16 protein-coding genes and 1 pseudogene are annotated in these 18938 nt (G+C 47.6%); 12 read left to right on the forward strand and 5 right to left on the reverse strand.

The window, feature by feature from the left end:
- Window positions 1–45: 45 nt before the first annotated feature.
- A complete protein-coding gene (locus L876_RS0112425; protein ID WP_028764107.1) occupies window positions 46–852 on the forward strand; it encodes an SDR family oxidoreductase in 807 nt (268 codons plus the stop codon).
- A 28-nt stretch (window positions 853–880) separates the two neighbouring features.
- Here L876_RS0112425 and L876_RS0112430 read toward each other — a convergent pair whose 3' ends face one another.
- The 3 genes from L876_RS0112430 to purH all read right to left on the reverse strand — a co-directional run bounded on the left by L876_RS0112430 (window position 881) and on the right by purH (window position 4217).
- The gene (locus tag L876_RS0112430) at window positions 881–1105 is read right to left on the reverse strand and encodes a hypothetical protein (RefSeq protein ID WP_028764108.1); all 225 of its coding nucleotides are present in this window, start codon (window positions 1103–1105) and stop codon (window positions 881–883) included.
- A gap of 175 nt (window positions 1106–1280) precedes the next feature.
- Complete coding sequence (gene purD / locus L876_RS0112435; RefSeq protein WP_028764109.1) at window positions 1281–2573, reverse strand: phosphoribosylamine--glycine ligase; 1293 nt, start codon at window positions 2571–2573, stop codon at window positions 1281–1283.
- A gap of 54 nt (window positions 2574–2627) precedes the next feature.
- Window positions 2628–4217: a bifunctional phosphoribosylaminoimidazolecarboxamide formyltransferase/IMP cyclohydrolase gene (gene purH, locus L876_RS0112440; RefSeq protein ID WP_028764110.1), complete on the reverse strand. Its 1590-nt coding sequence runs from the start codon at window positions 4215–4217 to the stop codon at window positions 2628–2630.
- A 300-nt stretch (window positions 4218–4517) separates the two neighbouring features.
- Between purH and zntR the strand changes: the two genes are divergently transcribed.
- Together zntR and L876_RS0112450 are read left to right on the forward strand one after the other, a co-directional pair.
- The gene (zntR, locus tag L876_RS0112445; protein ID WP_028764111.1) at window positions 4518–4997 is read left to right on the forward strand and encodes a Zn(2+)-responsive transcriptional regulator; all 480 of its coding nucleotides are present in this window, start codon (window positions 4518–4520) and stop codon (window positions 4995–4997) included.
- A 2-nt stretch (window positions 4998–4999) separates the two neighbouring features.
- The gene (locus tag L876_RS0112450) at window positions 5000–6349 is read left to right on the forward strand and encodes an SO_0444 family Cu/Zn efflux transporter (RefSeq protein ID WP_028764112.1); all 1350 of its coding nucleotides are present in this window, start codon (window positions 5000–5002) and stop codon (window positions 6347–6349) included.
- A gap of 55 nt (window positions 6350–6404) precedes the next feature.
- Here L876_RS0112450 and L876_RS0112455 read toward each other — a convergent pair whose 3' ends face one another.
- A complete protein-coding gene (locus tag L876_RS0112455; protein ID WP_028764113.1) occupies window positions 6405–7457 on the reverse strand; it encodes a DUF4382 domain-containing protein in 1053 nt (350 codons plus the stop codon).
- Window positions 7458–7789: 332 nt separating this feature from the next.
- A pseudogene (locus L876_RS21690) lies at window positions 7790–8519 on the reverse strand (YebC/PmpR family DNA-binding transcriptional regulator).
- Window positions 8520–8854: 335 nt separating this feature from the next.
- Here L876_RS21690 and L876_RS0112465 point away from each other — a divergent pair.
- The 9 genes from L876_RS0112465 (at window position 8855) to L876_RS0112505 (ending at window position 18902) form a co-directional block, all read left to right on the forward strand.
- Entirely contained in the window at window positions 8855–9310 is a 456-nt protein-coding gene (locus L876_RS0112465) for a pilus assembly FimT family protein (RefSeq protein ID WP_028764114.1), read from the forward strand.
- A complete protein-coding gene (locus tag L876_RS0112470) occupies window positions 9300–9839 on the forward strand; it encodes a type IV pilus modification PilV family protein (protein WP_037428629.1) in 540 nt (179 codons plus the stop codon). Before L876_RS0112465 ends, L876_RS0112470 begins: the two co-directional genes overlap by 11 nt.
- Window positions 9836–10651, forward strand: a complete 816-nt coding sequence (locus L876_RS0112475) for a prepilin-type N-terminal cleavage/methylation domain-containing protein (protein WP_028764116.1) — start codon at window positions 9836–9838, stop codon at window positions 10649–10651. Before L876_RS0112470 ends, L876_RS0112475 begins: the two co-directional genes overlap by 4 nt.
- Before the next feature lie 28 nt (window positions 10652–10679).
- Entirely contained in the window at window positions 10680–11108 is a 429-nt protein-coding gene (locus L876_RS0112480; RefSeq protein ID WP_248674592.1) for an MSHA biogenesis protein MshP, read from the forward strand.
- Complete coding sequence (locus L876_RS0112485; protein WP_248674594.1) at window positions 11101–15543, forward strand: DUF6701 domain-containing protein; 4443 nt, start codon at window positions 11101–11103, stop codon at window positions 15541–15543. Before L876_RS0112480 ends, L876_RS0112485 begins: the two co-directional genes overlap by 8 nt.
- Window positions 15544–15754: 211 nt before the next feature.
- A complete protein-coding gene (locus tag L876_RS0112490; RefSeq protein ID WP_011864209.1) occupies window positions 15755–16804 on the forward strand; it encodes a rod shape-determining protein in 1050 nt (349 codons plus the stop codon).
- Window positions 16805–16939: 135 nt separating this feature from the next.
- Complete coding sequence (gene mreC, locus L876_RS0112495) at window positions 16940–17830, forward strand: rod shape-determining protein MreC (RefSeq protein ID WP_028764119.1); 891 nt, start codon at window positions 16940–16942, stop codon at window positions 17828–17830.
- Window positions 17827–18315, forward strand: a complete 489-nt coding sequence (gene mreD / locus L876_RS0112500; protein ID WP_028764120.1) for a rod shape-determining protein MreD — start codon at window positions 17827–17829, stop codon at window positions 18313–18315. Before mreC ends, mreD begins: the two co-directional genes overlap by 4 nt.
- Before the next feature lie 2 nt (window positions 18316–18317).
- Window positions 18318–18902: a Maf family protein gene (locus tag L876_RS0112505; protein ID WP_028764121.1), complete on the forward strand. Its 585-nt coding sequence runs from the start codon at window positions 18318–18320 to the stop codon at window positions 18900–18902.
- Window positions 18903–18938 lie beyond the last annotated feature (36 nt).

Below are 18938 nucleotides of genomic sequence, written 5' to 3' on the forward strand. Positions count from 1 at the left end.
TGAATTTGAGTGATAACTTTATAATTGTTATCACTAAGGGCGTTCATGCAAGAGTTAAAGGATAAGGTTGTGATTGTAACCGGGGCCTCAGAAGGCATTGGCCGCGCCTTGGTTAAAGCCTTAGCACCAATTGGGTGTAAATTAGTGCTTACCGCCCGTAATCAGCAGCGACTCGACTCACTGGCGCAGGCGATCTCTAGCAATAGCTCTCATCAACCGTTAGTTTTTGCAGCAGACATTACCGATCCGCTTGCTTGCCAAGCATTAATCAGTGCCACGGTCGAGCACTTTGGTCAGCTAGATATTCTAATTAATAATGCGGGCATGACCATGTGGTCACGCTTTGATGAGCTGCATGATCTCTCTATTCTTAATAAAGTGATGCAAGTTAATTATCTCGCCCCCGCCTATTTAACCCATAGCGCACTGCCGCATTTAAAGGTGACACAAGGGCAGATAGTCGTGGTGGCCTCGGTGGCAGGGCTAACGGGCGTCCCTACACGCAGTGGTTATAGTGCATCGAAGCACGCTGTGATGGGGTTCTTTGATTCGCTACGGATTGAACTTAGCGATGATAATGTGGCGGTAACTATTTTATGTCCAGATTTTGTGGTGTCTGAAATCCATAAACGGGCACTCGATGGGCAGGGCAACCCGCTGGGGAAAAGCCCAATGCAAGAAAATAAAATTATTACCGCCGCGCAGTGTGCGCAAATGATGCTCCCCGCCATTGCAGGCCGTAAACGGTTAATGATCACTTCATGGCGAGGTCGGCTAGGACGATTTGTACGTTTAATTGCGCCAGGGTTGATCGATAAAATAGCCCGCAAGGCGATAGCTTCGGGCCATTGATAGCGATTATAGAAATTGAATGATGAGATTAAGACTGTTCGTCTAAATGCTTAAGAATTGTCTGTTCGGCGTCCTGCTGAGTCGGCTTTGGATTATCAGTGTTAATGGTGACCGCTGGGCGCATACCAGTCATGTCTTCGGCGATATGCAGCCAATCTGGATGCCAATAAAATGAGGTGCCAGCTAAGGTATTCCAGTTGTGGACTCCAGCTCTTTCGCCTTGATAAACAAGGTCTCCAAGTGAATGTTTCATGTTAACCCCTAATAGTTATATGTTGTTGAGGCTTTATATTGCTCCTCCAACAAGCAGTTTTGCGTGATGCGTGTCACGTTTTGTTGGTGGTGAACTATTTTTAATCAACGGAGACGGTGCAGGGAAAGCGGCATAAAAAAACCGGTCAAAGACCGGTTTTTTGTTGGACATTAGGTTAACTTTCGCGAGCGATAGCGCGGTAGGCGATATCGGTGCGGAAATACACATCATCCCAGTGAATTTGATCAACTAAGGCGTATGCCGATTGTTGTGCTTCGGTCACTGTGTTGCCTAATGCCGTTGCGCATAACACGCGGCCGCCGTTAGTGACTACATGACCCTCTTTCATACTGGTGCCCGCATGAAACACTTTGGCGTCATTGTTGCCCAGTGTTAGCCCATCAATGACATCGTGTTTACGATACGCATCTGGGTATCCGCCAGCGGCTAATACCACACCAACGGCAGCACGAGTGTCAAATTCGGCAGTCACTTGGTCTAGCTCACCACGGGTGGCGGCTAGGCAAAGCTCAACTAAATCAGATTTAAGGCGCATCATGATAGGTTGAGTTTCTGGGTCGCCAAAGCGGCAGTTGTACTCAAGTACCTTAGCGCTGCCATCAGGTGAAATCATCAAGCCTGCGTAGAGAAAGCCTGTATAGACATTGCCTTCAGCCGCCATGCCATCAACGGTTGGACGGATAACGTTAGCGATGGTCCAATCGTGCACCGCTTGGGTGACAACGGGTGCTGGAGAGTACGCACCCATACCGCCCGTGTTAGGGCCATGATCGCCATTGTCGCGTGCCTTATGATCTTGGCTGGTAGCCATGGCAAGAATGTTCTGCCCATCAACCATCACAATGAAACTGGCTTCTTCGCCTTTTAAAAACTCTTCGATAACGACTCGTGAGCCTGCTTCACCAAACAGATTACCCGCTAGCATATCTTCAATTGCCGCGTCTGCTTCGCTTTGGTCTTGGGCGATAATCACCCCTTTACCCGCCGCTAAGCCATCGGCCTTGATGACAATTGGGTAGCCAGTACGCGCGGTGACGTCAACAACGTAAGCTTTTGCTGGTTCAATCTCGGTAAAGTTTGAGTAAGCTGCGGTTGGGATGTTGTGACGAGCTAAGAAATCTTTAGTGAAGGCTTTAGAGGACTCTAGCTGTGCTGCGCCTTGAGTTGGGCCAAAAATAGGCAAACCCGCTTCATTGAACGCATTGACAACCCCAAGTGACAATGGCACTTCTGGTCCGACTATGGTCAGTTCAATCTTGTTTGCTTGGGCAAACGCCACTAAGTCGGTGATGGCTTCAACATCAATGGCAACATTTTCTAGTTTTGGCTCTAGAGACGTCCCCGCGTTGCCCGGTGCAACGAAGACTTTTTCGACTTGTGCTGATTGGGCTGCTTTCCACGCTAACGCATGTTCGCGACCGCCACCACCAATAACTAAGATATTCATTCAGTATCCTTAAATCGGCGCCCGAGTCTTGAGACCTAGGCGCTTACGGGTAAATTAATGACGGAAGTGACGCATGCCAGTAAATACCATGGCCATACCGTGCTCATCTGCAGCGGCAATGATCTCTTCATCACGAATCGACCCACCTGGCTGGATGATGCAGCTGATACCCGCAGCCGCTGCGGCATCGATGCCATCGCGGAATGGGAAGAAGGCATCGGATGCCATGACTGAACCAACCACTTCGAGGTTTTCGTCAGCAGCTTTAATGCCTGCGACTTTGGCGCTGTATACACGGCTCATTTGACCTGCGCCGACACCAATGATCATGCTGTTTTTTGCATAGACAATGGCGTTTGATTTGACAAACTTGGCCACTTTCCAGCAGAACATCAGATCTTTCATTTCGGCTTCGGTCGGTTGGCGTTTTGATACCACAGTGACATCGGCTTGATTCACCATACCTTGGTCACGGTCTTGCAGTAGCAGGCCACCGTTGACACGCTTGTAGTCTAGGCTGGTGGTCTTGCTGTTCCACTGACCACATTCGAGTAGGCGCACATTGGCTTTAGCTGCAACCACATCACGTGCGGCTTGGCTCACGCTTGGTGCGATAATGACTTCAACAAACTGGCGTTCAACAATCGCGCTTGCGGTTGCTGCGTCAAGCTCGCCATTAAAGGCGATGATGCCACCAAAGGCTGAGGTTGGGTCGGTTTGATAGGCACGGTTATAAGCGTCAAGCAGGTTGCTGCCAATGGCTACGCCACACGGATTAGCGTGCTTAACGATAACGCATGCTGGTTCATCAAACTCTTTAACGCACTCAAGGGCGGCGTCAGTATCGGCAATATTGTTATAAGAGAGTGCCTTACCTTGTAACTGAACAGCGCTTGCTACTGAAGCTTCGTCAATATTAAGATCAACATAGAACGCTGCGCTTTGATGGCTGTTTTCGCCATAGCGAAGATCTTGTTTCTTCACGAGCTGGGTATTGTAAGTGCGCGGGAACTTAGAATCGTCATGGCACTCATCTTTGCTATGCGCTGGGACCATAGTACCGAAGTAGTTGGCAATCATGCCATCATAGGCGGCGGTATGTTCAAAGGCGGCAATGGCTAGGTCAAAACGGGTTTCAAGCGTCGTGCTACCTTCATTGGCCTGCATTTCGGCAATGACGCGACCGTAATCGGCAGCGTTAACTATGATGGTCGTGTCTTTATGGTTTTTAGCGGTAGAGCGCACCATTGTTGGACCACCAATATCGATGTTCTCAACGGCATCGGCCAAGGTACAACCTGCTTTCGCAACAGTATCGGCAAATGGGTAAAGGTTAACGGCAACCAGATCGATAGGTTTAATGGCATTCTGTTCCATGACGATCTCATCAATACCGCGGCGCGCTAAAATGCCGCCGTGCACTTTAGGGTGCAGGGTCTTAACGCGACCATCCATGATCTCAGGGTGACCAGTGTAGTCAGAGACTTCAATGACAGGCACACCGTTGTCTGCCAATAGTGCAGCAGTGCCGCCAGTAGAGAGCAGTTCAACACCTTGAGCATGCAAGGCTTGTGCAAACTCTAGGATTCCGGTTTTATCTGAAACGCTTAACAGCGCGCGACGAATAGGTCTGGCATTATTCATTTTGGGTACAGGGTCCAGTAGTTATTTTTAAGGATCTTTCGGAAAGCAGAACAGTCTACCGTTAGTAACGGTTTGCTATGCTTTCCAAAAGTCCCTCAATTATTGTTACTGTCCATCGCGGCGCGCGTATTTTAACGTAAAATGATGTGCCATGCTGTTTTTTTCTGCGCGATTTCACAATACGCGCAAGCGAACAAGCAACCTCTGGTAAAACCCGCATAATAACCCTTGACCTTAGATTTAACTCCAAGGTTTATACTTGACCTATTCAACCACCATTAAAACCCAATTGGATGATTTATGTATCGCATTGGTGAGCTATCAAAAGCGTGTGATGTCAAAGCTGACACGCTCAGGTTCTACGAAAAGCATGGTTTGCTGTCGCCCTCAATGCGAACCGAGGCGGGGTATCGCATGTATACCGAGAGTGATGCTGAGCGACTGCGTTTTATCCTACGGGCGAAAGCCGTGGGTTTTACACTGGCCGAGATCACTGAGTTGTTGTCAATCGAGCTAGATAAGTCCAATTGGGCCTGCGCCGATGTCAAAGGCATGGTCGATATTAAGCTGGAACATGTCGAGGAGAAAATTGCCGAGCTCAATTACTTTAGAGAGTCATTGCAGCGTTTATCTGATGCATGCTGTGGTGGGCCAGAAAGTGCAGAGCACTGCTCAATTCTAGAGGCGCTAGAATCCAATTCAGCCGAGGTGAAGTGTGAGAACCATACACATCAACATACGCAAACAGAATACAAAGCAAGTTGTAAGGTGAAGGGTTAATTATGTTGTTAAGTAATTTTATTGATCTATTTTTAGATTCGGCGCCATGGCTGTTATTGGGCCTTGTGTTGGCCGGTATGCTCAAGATGTTTGTGCCTATGACGTGGATGCAGAAACAGCTCGGTGGTCACGGCTTTAAAACCACGGTCAAAGCGGCGATTCTCGGCGCGCCACTGCCACTGTGCTCCTGTGGCGTGATCCCAGCCGCTGTTGGGTTGCGTCGCTCTGGCGCCTCTAAAGCGGCAACGACCTCGTTTTTAGTCTCAACCCCTGAAACAGGTATCGACTCTGTCAGTGTTTCCTATGTGTTACTCGGTCCATTTATGGCCATTGTCAGGCCGATTGCTGCGGTGACCAGTGCTATCGTTGCCGGCTTATTAGTGGGGAGAGATGACGAAGATGAAATATCCGTTGTGGCAGCTAAAGGTGCAACAAATAAAGCCCCCGCGAGTAGTTGTTGTAGCAGTAAAAAAGTGGAACCTGTGGTTAAGAGCTGTTGCAGTAAAACAGTAACGGCAGAAAAAAGCTGTAGTGATACAACTCCAGAGGATAAACCACTCGCCATGCGTCCAGTAGCACAAAGCAATCGCATGATGGAGATGGCGGCTAAACCAGTCGTCAACCTAAAGCCTGCCACAGCGAGTGCTAGCTGTTGCAGCAGTAAGACTCCAGCGACAGAGAAACCCATCGCGAGTTGCTGCAGCACCGAAAATAGTGCCAATAAAGAAGAGAGCTGCTGCGAGTCGACTAAAGATATCGCTTCTGAATTGCAAGGAACCTCGGTTATTTCGAGGATGGGCAAAGGCCTGCATTACGCCGCCACCGATTTAGTGCGTGATACGACTATTTGGCTGTTGATCGGATTGTTTTTTGCTGCTTTAGTGCAAACTTATGTCCCTGGTGATTTTATGGCGAAGTGGGGGGATGGCATTCTGGCTATGTTAGTCATGGTACTTATCTCTGTGCCTATGTATATCTGTGCCACGGCATCAACGCCAATCGCGGCGGGTTTATTACTAGCGGGTGTATCGCCGGGCGCGGTATTAGTATTTATGTTAGCGGGGCCTGCAACCAATATTGCTACCTTAGGCGTTGTGACTAAAGAGTTAGGTAAACGCGCGCTGTATGGTTACTTAGGTGGGGTACTGGGCGTGGCGTTGGTCTCAGGAATTATCGTTAATTATCTGGTGGATACTTTCGGTTTTGTGGTGATGCCACAAATTGGCGAACAGCATAGTTTATTGCCAGCAACTGTCGTCTACACCTCGGGAGTAGTGTTAGCCATATTGATGCTCAAAGTCTTGTTAGATAAGTTGCCTAAAAACTGGTGGCGCAGAGATTGTTGTTCATAACGTCCCAATAAAAAGAGCGCTAATAGCGCTCTTTTTTATCTCAATATGTTGAGTGTTAACTTACAGGGACAAAAGCCATCGGGAAGTGACGTTCTGTGGTGGTGCCGTTTGTGACCTCGACAGTTTGCTCGTCGATGTGAATAAAGAAGGGCATCTCAGCATCATCAGGATTGTTGGCAGTTTCTGGATCGTCATTTTGAGCAACACAGGTATAACCCAAGCTATAGCTGCCAGCAGTTACAAAGCCAAATTCATATTCATAGCCCGTCACTTCATCATTTTGGTCTAGCATAGCGTTGACACGGGCTGATGCAATTGGGGCGACTTGTGGTGTTGTGATGTCGGCATCAGGACGGAAATCCACCATGTTAGTCAGTGTGGTGTCTGCAGGGTACAGGTAAACGGCTTGAGCAAACTCTGTTCCGCCGGCAGCCACTTCGCAGTCTGCTTTAACATTGTCTAATGTGTCACTATCGCTAGCGTTGATTTGGCCTTCAATCGCGCCGACTTCGGCATTGTTGACTAGCTGTACCGAGGTGGGTTTAAGGGTCCAATAGTCTTTGTTTCCGTGAGGCGCTTGCAAGCCTTTAGCAAGGTTAAACTCGGCGACAAAAACATTACTACCCGCCGCAATCGTGAAGGTTTTGTTGAAGAACAAGCGGCCAGTGTTCGGGTCTTCGGCACCCACACCTCCACAACTGCCGTTACTGTTAGTGGTTAAGCCTGCGATGCCATCTGCGGTTTTTACGTAAGAACTCTCTTCATTAGCGACTTCGCTCTTTTCCATGTAGATGCACATTTGGTATTCGCCAGTGGGAATGGATTGGCCACTGACCAAGGTTTCGACTTCTTGACCCTGAAACTGGAGTAGATCGACATGTTTTAGCTCACCACTGTCAGATACATCAAATGAGAGTGACTCACCATTGCCTTTAAGTACCACCTGCTTGAAAGCAATGTTGACGATTTCTGCATCGGCGGGGTTGTCAGAGACTCCTAAGTTAAAAGTGCCCATCGTTGGCTCTGGTGTGGTGGTGTTATCGCTACCACCACAGGCACTCAGTATGCTTATGAGAGAAATAGCAATAATCGATTTAGAATATTTCATAGGTTACCTGTCTTGTTGTAATGAAAACGGCCAATTTTTTTATTTTTAAGTTGAACGTATTGAAGAGATCATTCCTTGACGAGTTACAGCACCATCATGGGCACTGTTGTTAGCATTAAGAATAGGTTTTTTTGCGTGGATGTCTATCTAAAATCCGCTATTTCAGTGATGTTTGGCAGTTTTATTGTTTTGACGGACTTGATGTGACAACGGCTTGACGCTAGTCAAAATCTTGCAAGGGAATGGAGTTGGATTGAGATGTAAAAACCGACTTATTACATGCTAAATCGTGCAATAAGTCGGTAACTGAGGTATGCGAAAATGGTTAAGGTCTACGCCTCAAGCTCGGCATTGTGATAAACGTTCTGCACGTCGTCACAATCTTCAAGTGCAGCGAGAAACTTTTCAAATTGCTCTATCTCTTCTGCATCAGTTATCGCTGTCATGGTTTGTGGAACAAACGTTATCTCTTCCATGACATATTCAGTGTCTTCAGGCAGTTCAGCAGCAAGCGCGGTTTTCACCTTAAAGAACTCGGTATGGGGGGGCATAAACACTGATCATGCCATCTTCTAGTTCAACGTCAGTGACATCGACATCGGCCATCATGAGCATCTCAAGAATGGCATCTTCATCATCGCCAGCAAAGACGAACACGGCTTGATGGTCAAACATGTGGCCAACAGTACCTGGACCGCCAAGTTTGGCATTGTTCTTCACAAATGCTTGACGTACTTCGGTGAAGGTTCGCTTACCGTTATCGGTTAAGCAATCGGCAATGACCATACAGCCGCCTGGGCCAAAACCTTCATAACGTGCAGTTTCATAATCTTCACCGCCACCACCACGGGCTTTTTCAATAGCTCGTTCAATCACATGGGCCGGAACTTGATCTTTCTTGGCCTTGGTGATCATTTGACGTAGTGCTAGGTTACCATCTGGATCGAACCCCCCGTTTTTGGCACAAACGTAGATCTCTTTCCCGTATCTAGAATAGAGTCGCGTTTTTTGGCCAGCGGTTTTCGCCATGGATTCTTTGCGGTTTTGATATGCTCTGCCCATCTTGCTCTTTCTCACTAAGCTTCAAAAATTGGCAGCAATGTTAGCAGCTTTATTGGTGTTTTTGCAGTGGCGGTGATTGATATTGTCAAAAAGAGATCTACGTGGCAGTTCTGACCGGTTTAATACCCGTGCCAACGATACTTTGTAATGCGCCTCACACTGAGTGTATTTTCGATTGCGGCTAGTGGGGGCGAGCGTAGGTATTTCTCCCATACTTCACCCTAATTGTAATTTTTCATTGTGGCGCGACATCTTTATATATATAAAAATCCGATATTTTTTGTCATACTCATAACTACTATTGATTGATGCTTTTGGTTGCTGACCTAAATAAAATGCAGACGCGTACTGATACAGGTTTTACGCTCGTTGAGCTTGTTACTACCATAATGCTGATTGCCATTCTTTCAGTGGCGGTATTGCCACGTTTTCTCGGTAGCTCCAGTTACAGTGCTTTTACCTTACGGGATGAGTTTATTGCGGAGTTACGGCGGATTCAATTGATGGCGATCAACAATCAAGATCGCTGCTATGGTGTCAATGTGAGTCCAAGTCAGTATCGTATGATGGTATTTCAGACTAACTGCACTGATGTACTGATCACCGGCACGTCACAGTCATTGCCAAGTAACACCAGTTTAAGTCTTTCTGGCAACACCACCTTTGCGTTGCGATTTAATCAAGACGGTATCATTGCACCACAATGCGTAAACGCTTGTGTCGTCAAGGTCAGTGCCGATGAAACTTTAGATCTTACGATTGAAAGTCAGGGGTATATCCATGGGCGTTAATCACACCGCCGCCAAAGGGTTTACGTTAATCGAGCTGGTCGTTGGCATGATAGTGCTTGGCATTGCCTTAGTGATGCTGACGAGTCTGCTATTTCCGCAAGCCGATCGCGCAGCAGAGACCTTGCACCGGGTGCGTTCGGCCGAGCTGGCACACTCGATACTGAATGAGATTTGGGGCAAACGTTATGATCAAAATAGTAACCCTAACGGCGGTGTCCCAGCGTGTGGCGCCGCAGCGCGGCCAGATTTAGGGCTGCCAGCAGGGGATGCATGTACCGACGAGGCAGACTTCGGTCCTGGTGCTTTGGCGCGTAATGCATACCGTGACGTGGATGATTACCACGGGCTAAATCAAAACAGTTTGATCCTTAATTCCAGTCTTAAATATGCCGATGAGTACAGCAACTATCAACTGTTGGTGAAGGTCAGCTATCCTTTTGCAAATAAGCATAGCAAGTTGGTTGCTATCGATGTCACCACTCCCAGTGGCGAAGTGATCACCTATAATGCCTTGAGGAGTAACTATTGAGATCTTCTCTAGGACAGCGGCGTAACACGCTTGGTTTCACTTTGGTCGAAATGGTTACCGTCATTATTATTCTTGGTATCTTAGTGATTGGTGTCAGCAGTTTTGTCATTTTGGGTACACGGATTTTTGTTGAATCGACCTCGGTCGATCAAGTCTTGAGTCAAAGCCGCTTTGCCATGGAGCGAATGACCCGAGAGCTGAGAAATGCCTTACCTAATAGTGTGCGGGTGACTTCTTCGCCGACGACCTATCAGTGCATCGAATTTGTGCCAATATTAGCCAGTGCCTCTTATGTTAACCTTCCCGTTTTCCCCGCTAGCGCGGCGGCAAATGGAACCGTGATGTTACCTTCTCAGGGCATAGATACTGCTCACAAAATGGTGCTGTATTCGTTACTGCCCAGTCATGTCTATGGCGGTAATCCGGCAGGTAGTAACGGGCATATCTTTGATATCAAGAGTGTGACGGGCAATCAAGTTGAGTTTGACCGTGCAGTACAGTTTGCAGAGGCTTCCCCACAGCGACGTTATTTCATGGTCGACAAAGCGGTAAGTTATTGTTTCTTAGCGAATGGTGAAATACGCCGCTACAGTGGTTATGGTCTTGTTGGGACACAGCCAGCCCCAGCATCGATGGGTGCAGGGGCGTTAATGGCGGAAAAGGTGACTAACAACTTATCGACTCAATCGCCTATCCATTTCACCCCAGGCACCTTAATCAATAATGCAGTAGTGCAACTGACCCCCAGATTTGATGTAAATGGGCAGTCTTTTCAATATCAGCATCAAGTGCAGGTGGTCAATGTTCCCTAACACCAGTTCGCGAGCAAGTACCAGTCAAATGAATATAGGCTTAGCCAAGCAGCAGGGCAGTGCTTTGGTGATTGGTATCTTTGTTATCACAGTAATGTTTCTGATGGCGGCAGCGCTGGTGAATATTTTAAATGATGCCGATGAGCAGGTTAATTTAGAAGTATTGGGGACAAGGGCATTTGCCACGGCGAATAGCGGCGCAGATGCAGCGTTAGCACAACTGTTTCCGTTGAGTGGCTTACCGGCAGATCGCGTCTGTGCGGCTAACAGCAGTTGGACGCCACCAGATTTGGTGGGTTTTCATGGTTGCACGGTAGCGCTGACCTGTAAGGCGACAATATTTAGCGGCGTTACGCAATATTTGATCACCAGTGAAGCGACCTGTGCCGTCGGCAATTGTGATGGTGACAGCTGTATCAGAGTCAATCGCAAGGTGGAGGTAGAGGCCCGTGATTAAGCTAAAATGTCTACTTTGTAACTTTATTTCTATTAGCTTTTTATTCGCTTTATTATTGCCAGTCAACAGCATTTTTGCCGCGGATTGGACCCAGACCTTTGTTGAAGGGGTAAACTCTTATTCGACCAATGGTAGTATAGGTTTTTATGCACAAGGCAAGCTATATAATTCACCTCAAAATGGTAATTTGCCATCTTATTCTGTACGTGAAACGAATAAATCATGTGTGCCTGCTGGAACAAATAGAGCCAAGAAGTGTAAGAGCGGTGGCTATCTGGCTGTTCTGCCAAGTGATCGTCTTCCTTTTGCACAATGTCAGTCATCGAGTAATAGCAGAATTGGTCCACCTTCATCATCAACTCCCGAAATCGTTGTTCCAGAAGGGGAGTATGGTGATGTTCAATTAAGTGGGGGTTCAGATAAAAAACTTACTTTTAGCACAGTAGATGGTGTTTATAAGTTGAAATCATTGAACGCAATCAGCGGGACATTGGAGTTGGCTGCTGGGCAATATTGGATAGGCTCTTTAAGCATTGCTCGTGATGTTACAGTAAGGTTCCCAACGACAGGTAGTGTGAGTTTTTTTGTTAGAGACTCCTATATCCACAGAAATAGCACATTGTCTTATCGTGCTGAGCGGTTTCTACTTTATGGGTATTCAAACGTAGACCTTGAAAATACCGGTTATTTGCGAGGTTATCTAGTCTCTGAAGGTCGGATAAGACTATTCGATACTGCGACGGTGGAAGGTGGTATAACCTCGAACAATATTGAAATTGATAATAATAGCCGGGTGATATTTGAAAATACGGCTGGATCAATAGACGTTGTTCCTGATTGTGATGTTGAAACGTTACTTCCCGCTATTCCTCTCCAATGTCCTGCAGAGCAAAATAGTATTGCTGGGATCACTTATCGCACTTACGATTCAACCACGTGGAAACCCGGACAATACACCAGCCCAGTAGACCATGATGATTTTAATGACTTGATCACGACAGTGAAAAAAACCACTCAGCAGCTAGGTGAATCGATTGAGCCACAAGTTGAGGGGTATGGCTCAAGTATTAACCCACATTCTAGTCAAGGCGATAATTATGTCGGCATTTTTGAGGGGTATATAACAGCACCAGAATCAGGACTTTATACCTTCGGCATTGATGGTGATGATGCGATCGAACTCCTTATTGATGACCAAGTGGTTGTGGGCTTTTATGGTTTGCATGGTCAGTGTGGGTGGCCTTGCGAAACGGGGCAAATTGGCTTGGCGGCCGGGACGCATAAAGTTGAGATGCGCTTTCATGAAGCGACAGGAGCAGAGGCTTATCATCTCTATTGGCAATTACCTTCAGCAAATAATTTAGTAAAAGTGCCAAGCAGCGCTTACTTAACCTGCCCCTTCCCGCAGTTTGAGTTTGGTCGAGCAACGCTCGATAGCAAGGGCCAAGCCTCGATTACTTTTAATAATAGCTATGCATCGCCGCCCGTGGTCATGCTGATGCCAACGATTAATGGTATTGATGGCAGTGAAGTAAGCTCTGATGGCCCGGCAACAGCCAGTGTTTCAAGCATAACCTCGGCAAATGCTATGGTGTATCAGCAGATACCGCCAGGTAACAGAGTATCAGCTAAGGCGATGACAGAAATTGATTATTTTGTCATGGAGCCTGGTTATCGCTTTTTGAACCGAGGGGTAGCGTTGCAAGCGGGTAAGTTAGATACTCGGCTATATCAAGGCAGTCAACTACCGAGCTCGGGGCGAGGCTATACCGGCGTTGATTTTAATCATAACTTTGGTACTAAGCCCGCCATGATAGGTCAGGCGCTATCGCGTAATAACAATCGTTTTATTACGACAGTGATTAATAATGTAGCCTCAGCAGGGACAGGTTTTGATATCGCCATTGAAGCCTCTGAAATTTCATTGGGTATTAATAGTGACGAAACCTTAGGTTATGTGGCGGGGTTAGGTCGTGGCAGCACATTGGTATCCGGAGCGCCGGTATTGTATGAATTTGGTTATGCGCTCAATCATGGGAATGGCAACAGTGTTCGTAGCCTTGCCCAACAATGTAGCTACACCAATAATTACCTCAATACTTATCCTGGACAACCTATCACGCTGGCCAATAAAAATACCCGTAAGGGTGGAGATGGTGGTTGGATTAGGCGTTGCTTAAAAGATAGTTACACTGGGGTGATGAGCTTTGGGTTAGATGAAGACCAATATCGTGATAACGACCGCGGCCACGTGGCTGAGGATATTGGTTATTTTGCGTTTGAGCGTCAGCCGGATCCGGTATTGATTGATCACTATCGTATCGAGTTTACCTCTGGAGCCCTGAGCTGTGCCGCTAAAGCGATCACACTGCGTGCTTGCGTAAACAATGATTGCTCGACAGAATCCAGCGTCCAGAGTTCGGTGGAACTCACCAAAAACAGCAGTAAGTATAGCGACGTGGTTTTTAGCAGTGCAACCCAAACTCAACTTTGGCATGCCGATGGCGGCTCGGTGTTGCTAGGACTGGGTGCAACAGCGCCAAGTGCAACTTATCGTTGTTTTATCGATGGTGCAGAGGTGGCCAATTCACAATGTCTATTGAATTTTGAGGACACGGGCTTTTACTTTGATGCTCCTAATACCTTGTCATGTAAAAACGGCGCGAGTTTTAACCTGTATGCGGTAACCAAAAACACCCAGACCCAGAAGTGTCAGCCGTTATTTGCCAACCAAACCAAGGCGATAAATTTCAGTTTCGATTACGAGCGGCCATCACCCGTTAACAATCCCGCTAAGCTCACCTTAAATAGCCTACTTGCCCCTACAGCAACCACAGAGATTGATGGTGGCAGCACCAACAGCATGGATGTTCACTTTAATGCGCTAGGGGTGGCGACATTGAGTGCCAATTATCCTGAGGCTGGCGTGGTGAGACTCACGGCAGAGCACCTGCATAGGATTGATTTACCAACAGGTGGGTCAGACACTTTAACATTGAGCCACAGTGATACCTTTACTGCTGCGCCAGCGGGTTTCCACTTCTTTAATGGCAGTGGTAATAAGCGCTGCGATGCGAGCGATCCCTATGATGCCAACTGTGGGGTATTGGCCGCGGCAGGTGGCAGCTTTAACATGCAGGTTAAAGCTGCCTGCTGGCAAAGTGACAGCGATAGTGATTTTAGTGATAACGGTGCCTTGCAAAATTTTGTTTATCCGGGATTTGGTTTGCGCTCGCAAGTGGTGGAGCCAAGTTCGGGTAGTGACGGCAGTTTAGGGCAAGCATCGATTGATTTTACGCTATCAGGCTCGGCAACGGCGCTATCGATTGAGGATCAGAGCTGGAACGAAGTGGGTACCATGAAGGTTGGCTTGTCATCTGCATTGAGTTATGAAGGTGTCACCATCGATATCAACAAGTCGAGCAGCGAGGTATTTGGTCGCTTTACCCCAGCTTACTTAGGGGTCACGGGTAATAGCCCAGAAATCACCCACAGTTGTGGCGCTTTCACCTATATGGACCAGCCGTTTACCTTTAAAACGGGCGTAGAGCCTAGAGTGCAAGTGGTGGGCTATAGCGCCAGCAATGGTGTGACCGCTAACTATCAAGAAGGGCTCTGGTGGCGCTATCAGCATAGAGATGCGAGTCAGCGTAATGGCTGGGGCGGACGCCAGTACCTCGACACCTCGACCAAGGCCGTAGTAGCAGATAGCCAAGCGCCAGCCTTGTCAGGTGCAGTGAACTACTTGAATACACCGAATGTGGCTGAACTGATTGGGGCGCGGATTAACTATCTTCGCACTCCGACGCCTGTTGCGCCATTTGATGCCAAGTTTGATCTGACCTTGTCGGTTACAGATGTGAGTGACGAGGACGGGATCTGTTATCAGGATGACGCTGCTGGCAATTGCCGAAGCTTTACTTTTACCGATATTGCCGATGGTGATGGGTTTGCGCTTAGATATGGGCGTTTAGTACTAGAAAATGGTTACGGGCCTGAGTCAGAAAGTTTACGTTTGCCGCTGCGCACTGAGTATGTCAGCAGTTTATCAGCCTCAGCCGAAGCTATCTGGGCAACCAATACTATGGATAACTGCTCTATCTATAATACCCAAACTTCAGCTGATGCAAGTGAAGCGCCAACCACTGGGTTATTTATGCTGCCACCATCAGGCTTTCCGGCCATCAATGCCTATAGCAACCCAAGTTTCACACTTCAGAGTGGTAGTCTTAGTTTGGGGAACGGCTACAGCTATTTCTCGGTACCAAATGCGGCGGGAGAGATGCCACTAAAACAGCATGTCGAACCTTGGTTAAAGTGGTACTGGAATTTTGATGGTATTACCCCGACAACGCTTTATGATCCGCGTGCTAATGCTTATTTCGGCACTTATCGCGGTCACGACAAGATCATTTACTGGCGAGAAGTTCGCTAGCGTATCTTTCGCTCACGGTTAAGCGCCGTGGGTGAATATCTAGGCAGAATTTTGCTAGTACTTACTACGGCTGAGTCACTTGTTCCGTAAACCATCGAAGATGAACAGATATTTATCAAGCGAAGCGCATAATGTCCTTGTGGAATAGGAGGGTCGTTGATAAAGTTACCTGATTTTTATTTTTCCGACTCCACTGAGACAGGCTGGTTACATGTTCAAGAAGCTGCGTGGCATTTTTTCTAACGATCTATCGATCGATTTGGGTACGGCTAACACCTTAATTTACGTTCGCGAAGAGGGCATTGTGTTAAATGAACCTTCTGTTGTGGCAATTCGTGGCGAACGCGGCAGCGGTGGGCAGAAATCTGTTGCGGCTGTTGGTACTGAAGCTAAGCAGATGCTAGGACGTACGCCTGGCAATATTCAAGCGATTCGTCCAATGAAAGATGGTGTGATTGCTGATTTCTATGTAACAGAGAAGATGTTGCAGCACTTTATTAAACAAGTACACAACAACAGCGTGTTCCGCCCAAGCCCTCGGGTGTTGGTGTGTGTACCGGTTGGGGCGACACAAGTTGAGCGTCGTGCTATTCGCGAGTCAGCCATGGGCGCTGGCGCACGTGAAGTGTATTTGATTGAAGAGCCAATGGCAGCGGCAATTGGTGCAGGTTTGCCTGTATCGGAAGCAACAGGTTCTATGGTGGTGGATATCGGTGGTGGTACGACAGAAGTCGCCATTATCTCGCTGAACGGCGTAGTGTATTCATCTTCTGTGCGCATTGGTGGTGATAAGTTTGATGATGCGATCATCAACTACGTACGCCGTAACTACGGCAGCCTAATTGGTGAAGCAACGGCTGAGCGTATCAAGCACACAATAGGTACTGCTTACCCTGGTGATGAAGTGCTTGAGATTGAAGTACGTGGTCGTAACTTAGCTGAAGGCGTGCCTCGTAGCTTTACGCTTAACAGCAACGAAATTTTAGAAGCCTTACAAGAGCCACTTTCTGGCATTGTAAGTGCCGTTATGGTTGCACTAGAACAGTCTCCACCAGAACTGGCATCAGATATCTCTGAGCGTGGCATGGTGTTAACGGGTGGTGGCGCACTATTACGTGACCTTGACCGCTTGCTGATGCAAGAAACAGGTATTCCGGTCATGGTGGCTGACGATCCGCTAACCTGTGTGGCACGTGGTGGCGGTAAAGCCCTAGAGATGATCGATATGCATGGCGGCGATCTGTTCTCCGACGAAAACTAATACGGTTTACTAACAGGCAGCAATCTGTTTTAACTGAACATAGTGCAAATATACCGAGTACATTTGCACTATGTTGTCCACATCTACTGAGGTAAATTGTGGTAAGTTAAAGCATCTAGCTGCCTTAAGTGTTTTATGAAACCCATTTTTGCGCGCGGTATTTCTAATCAATTCAGGCTAACATTGGCAATTATTTTGTCGGTGATTTTGCTGGTGGCCAATGACCGGCTAGAACCAGTACGCCAATCTATCTCATCACTACTCAGTCCATTGCAATATGTGGCAAACATTCCTGGTGCAGTACTCGACTGGTCAGCAGAAAGCTTTGCGACTCGCGATATGCTTAAAAAGCAGAATAAAGAGTTGCTACGTCAACAACTGTTGATGAGTGAACGCTTACAAAGATTTGAACACCTTCGCCAAGAAAATGATCGCTTACGTGGCTTACTCGGATCTCCTGTGCACATGGATGCCAAGAAAGTGGTGGCCGAAGTGATGGAAGTGGCCAGCGATCCTTATCGACATTACGTCGTGCTCAACCATGGCGCTCGCAGTGGCGTGTTTGTGGGTCAACCTGTGGTCGATGCGCACGGCGTGGTGGGGCAAGTGGTTGAAATTAGTGAACTGACCAGCAGAGTCCTGTTGCTCTCTGATGTCACTCATGCCATTCCTGTGCGTATAACGCGTAATGATGTGCGGCTAATTGCGCAAGGCACTGGCGAGCTCGATGAGCTTGAATTACGTCATGTCGCGAAAAGTACCGACATCCGTGTTGGTGACTTGCTGGTGTCCTCAGGGCTTGGCAAGCGTTTTCCTGAAGGGTATCCGGTTGCTCGCATTATGAGTGTCGACAAAGATGATGGCCAAAGCTATGCCAAGGTCACCGCGCAGCCGCTGGCAGCACTGGATCGCATTCGTTATCTACTGTTAATTTGGCCGGACGAAAATGAACTGCCCACTGAGGCTAAAGCGCCGATTGAAGCCGAGTCTACAGAAGTGCAAAAGGCTGCAGAGGCGAACCAATGAGTATGCATATTCCCCACGGTCGTTGGGTTGTCTGGCTAAGTTTTTTAGTCGCCATGTTGTTTCAAATTATGCCGCTACCTAGCTTAGTTGAGGGGTGGCGTCCTGATTGGTTACTGTTAGTGATGATCTACTGGGCGATGGCATTACCGCATCGATACAATATTTTGTCAGCTTGGGTGCTCGGCGTATTGCTGGATATTTTGCTCGGTGCCCATTTAGGTATTCGTGCGCTCGCCATGTCACTGGTTATCTATGTGGTGGTGCTGCATTTCCAGCGCCTCAGAAACTTTCCTATGTGGCAACAAGCCTTAATGATTGCTAGCTTGGTCTGTTTATATCATTTAGTGATTTTCTGGATTCAGTTTGTCGTGGACGTTGGCTCATTTGATGTCAGCCTATTTTTACCAGCCATTTCGAGTTTAATCATTTGGCCTTGGGTTTTTTGGATGCTCAGACGTGTCCGACGCATTTATAAAGTGAGGTAAAGATGAGACTCGTATTAGCATCAGGCTCGCCGCGCCGTAAAGAGTTACTGGCGCAGTTAGGCATGGGAAACCGCGATTTCAGCTTTGAGATATTGTCTGCGGATATTGATGAAACTCACCAGGCGGGTGAAGCCGCCACAGATTTTGTAGTGCGCTTGGCTAAGGAAAAAGCGCTCGCCGGATTACAATTGTGGTCAGGTACTGAAGCTGCAACAGCCTTAGGCTCAGATACGATAGTGGTGCATCAAGGTGAAATTTTAGGTAAACCACAAAATGAAGCAGACGCTCAGCGCATGTTGCAAACCTTATCAGGGCATTGCCATAGTGTGATGACCGCTGTAGCCGTGACCGATGGTATCAAAACGGTTTCCTGCTTAGTTGAAACTAAAGTGCAGTTTTGTAGCCTAACAGAAGACGATATATTAGCGTACATTGCCACCAAAGAGCCGATGGATAAGGCTGGAGCCTATGGTATTCAGGGCTTAGGCGGTAGTTTTGTTCAAGGGATTGAAGGCAGCTATTCAGCAGTCGTGGGCTTGCCATTGGTTGAAACCAAGACTTTGCTGCGCGAGATGCAGATTCTATAATTTATTAACATTTAGCATTGACCCTTTTTCAGCTAA

Origin of the sequence: Shewanella colwelliana ATCC 39565 (assembly GCF_000518705.1) — a bacterium.
Classification (GTDB): Bacteria; Pseudomonadota; Gammaproteobacteria; order Enterobacterales; family Shewanellaceae; genus Shewanella; species Shewanella colwelliana.